Annotated in this window: 3 protein-coding genes; all 3 read right to left on the bottom strand. The window is 56.2% G+C overall.

Annotation, left to right across the window (positions count from 1 at the left end):
* Nucleotides 1-30: 30 nt before the first annotated feature.
* The 3 genes from tnpC to GRH90_RS25765 are packed head-to-tail and all read right to left on the bottom strand — an operon-like array spanning nucleotide 31 to nucleotide 2,438.
* On the bottom strand, nucleotides 31-1,626 hold the full coding sequence (gene tnpC, locus GRH90_RS25775; RefSeq protein WP_162368804.1) for an IS66 family transposase: 1,596 nt from the start codon (nucleotides 1,624-1,626) through the stop codon (nucleotides 31-33).
* Between the two features lie 30 nt (nucleotides 1,627-1,656).
* A complete protein-coding gene (gene tnpB, locus GRH90_RS25770; RefSeq protein ID WP_162368803.1) occupies nucleotides 1,657-2,007 on the bottom strand; it encodes an IS66 family insertion sequence element accessory protein TnpB in 351 nt (116 codons plus the stop codon).
* On the bottom strand, nucleotides 2,004-2,438 hold the full coding sequence (locus GRH90_RS25765; RefSeq protein ID WP_162368802.1) for a transposase: 435 nt from the start codon (nucleotides 2,436-2,438) through the stop codon (nucleotides 2,004-2,006). Before GRH90_RS25765 ends, tnpB begins: the two co-directional genes overlap by 4 nt.
* Nucleotides 2,439-2,523: the final 85 nt, after the last annotated feature.

Genomic DNA, 2,523 nt, shown 5'->3' with positions numbered 1-2,523 from the left:
GTAAGCGTACTTTCACCGCCGTATTGACGGTTATTCTGCAGTCAGATCCACATTCCAGGGCAGGAGTTCCGCCACCCGGTTTATCGGCCAGTCTGCCAGAACGCTGAGGATATGACGAAGATAGGCTTCAGGATCGATGCCGTTGAGTTTGCATGTGCCGATCAGGCTATACAGCATCGCGCCCCTGTCACCACCATGATCCGAACCGAAGAAGAGATAATTTTTTCTGCCCAGGGTGACGGCTCTCAAGGTACGCTCCGCCGCATTGTTGTCTATTTCCACCAGACCGTCTTCGCAGTAATAACACAGGGCATCCCATTGATTTAACATGTACCCGAAGGCCTCACCCAGTCCCGATTTGCGCGACAGTGTCTGCATCTTTTCCTGTATCCAGTCATGCAGTGAGGCCAGCAAGGGCTTGCTGCGCGTTTGCCGCTCCTTCAGTCGTTCCTCTGCCACACGTCCCCGGATTTCGGCTTCGATGAGGTACAGTTCACGGATTCGCGCCAGCGCTTCCTCCGCTGTGCCTGCTTTTTTTGTTCGGATATACACATCGTGGATTTTTCTGCGGGCATGGGCCATACAGGCCGCTTCCTTGAGTGCCCCGCCTTTGCGTTCAGCGCTGAACAACTGATCATAGCCGGTATACGCATCCGCCTGCAGCACGCCATGGAAGTGACGAAGATGATGCTTGGGATGTTTCCCCTGCCGGTCTGGCGAGTAGGCGAACCAGACCGCCGGCGGATCTGATGAGCCGGCATTGCGATCATCGCGGACATAAGTCCACAGACGACCGGTTTTAGTCTTTTTTTTGCCCGGCGCCAGTACCGGGACCGGTGTGTCATCGGTATGCAGTTTGCGGGTGGCCATGACGTAGTGGTAAAGGGCCTCTTCCAGCGGCGCCATCAGACGGCAGCACGCATCCACCCAGTTGGAGAGCAGCGCCCGGCTCAGGTCCACGCCATGTCGCGCCAGGATTTCCGTCTGGCGATACAATGGCACGTGCTCGGCATACTTTGATGTCAGCACGCGGGCCAGCAGACCGGCACCGGCGATACCCCGATCGATGGGGCGGGACGGCGCTGGGGCTTCAACGATGCAGTCGCACTTCACACAGGCCTTTTTCACCCGGACAGTGCGGATAACTTTCAGAGCGCTACGTATCAGCTCAAGCTGTTCCGCACTCGTTTCACCCAGAGAGTCCAGCCGACCGCCACATTCCGGGCAGCAGGTCTCTGCGGGCTCCAGACGTTTTATCTCACGGGGAAGGGATTCAGGTAGCGGGCGGCGATGCCGGGATTGACGAAGCTGACGGGGAACCTGCGGGTCATCCACCCGACCGGTACGCCGATCACTGTCCGCTTCCTGCTTTTCCAGCGCCGTTTGTGCGTTGTCAACCTCACGCAACAGCTTTTCCGAAGAGGCGCCGAACAGCATGCGACGCAGCTTATCCAACTGCGCGCGCAGGCGTTCGTTTTTACGTTCTTCCTCTTCTACCTTTTCTTCCGACCGCGCAAGCGCCTGACGCAGGAAGGCCTCGGTCTCCTCAACGAGACTGAGTTGTTGGTCTTTTTGGCGAAGCTGCCGTTCCAGTTCAGCGATACGGGCGAGATAGTCCTTATTCATGCCCCCTTTTATAATGCAGCTGTGATTTTTTTACAACATTGTCAGTGAGTTAAGACGCGTTGTTTTCGGCTGACGCCAGTCCAACTTATCCAGCAGCATCGCCAACTGAGATCGGGTGAGCGCGATTTTGCCGTCACGAACCGTCGGCCAGACGAACTGCCCCTGCTCCAGGCGTTTGATGAACAGGCACAGACCGTCCGCATCCGCCCAGAGGATTTTCACGGTGTCGCCACGGCGGCCGCGGAAGATAAACAGGTGGCCGCAGAACGGGTTATCATTGAGAGCCTGCTGTATCTGTTCGCCCAGGCCGTTGAAGGATTTTCGCATATCGGTCACGCCGGCGACCAACCAGATTTGGGTTCCTGACGGGAGTGGGATCATTCTCGGGCGCTCCCGAGCAGTTCACGAAGCACAACGGTCAACAACTGCGGGGAAGGATTTTCCAGCGTCATTTTACCGGATCGGAACTCGATACAACAGGATGGCGCGCTGACCGCTGCGGAGAATGTTGCTAGGGAATTCCGGGTTTTATCACACGAGGTGTCCGTTGTCGGCAACTCGGATATCACTTCAACCGGTAATAATACCGGTTTTGATGGCTGCGTCACCGAGGCTGGCAGACGACGGGATATGCGGCCTTCCTGCTGCCAAAGTCGTAACCATTTAAAGATAAGGTTACTGCCAACGCTATTCTCGCGGGCGATTTTGGAGACATTGGCACCAGGCCGGGATGCCAATTCAACCATGTGCAGTTTGAATTCATTGGAATAGACGCTACGGGAGCCGTTACGCCAGTTGGTGGGCTTTTCCACAAATAGAGCTCTTTCTAAATGAGACGGAGCTCTAACCTACCCACCTTGGAACATAGATAACAGACGGCGCTGGCTTTACGCTTAC

It is taken from the genome of Acerihabitans arboris, from assembly GCF_010131535.1.
GTDB classification, from domain to species: Bacteria; Pseudomonadota; Gammaproteobacteria; order Enterobacterales; family Enterobacteriaceae; genus Acerihabitans; species Acerihabitans arboris.
This window is presented reverse-complemented; position numbering and strand designations above follow the sequence as displayed.

What these genes read in the sequence shown, in the direction of transcription:
- tnpC (WP_162368804.1), bottom strand. Translation starts at nt 1,626, where the DNA reads ATGAATAAGGACTATCTCGCCCGTATCGCTGAACTGGAACGGCAGCTT.
- tnpB (WP_162368803.1), bottom strand. Translation starts at nt 2,007, where the DNA reads ATGATCCCACTCCCGTCAGGAACCCAAATCTGGTTGGTCGCCGGCGTG.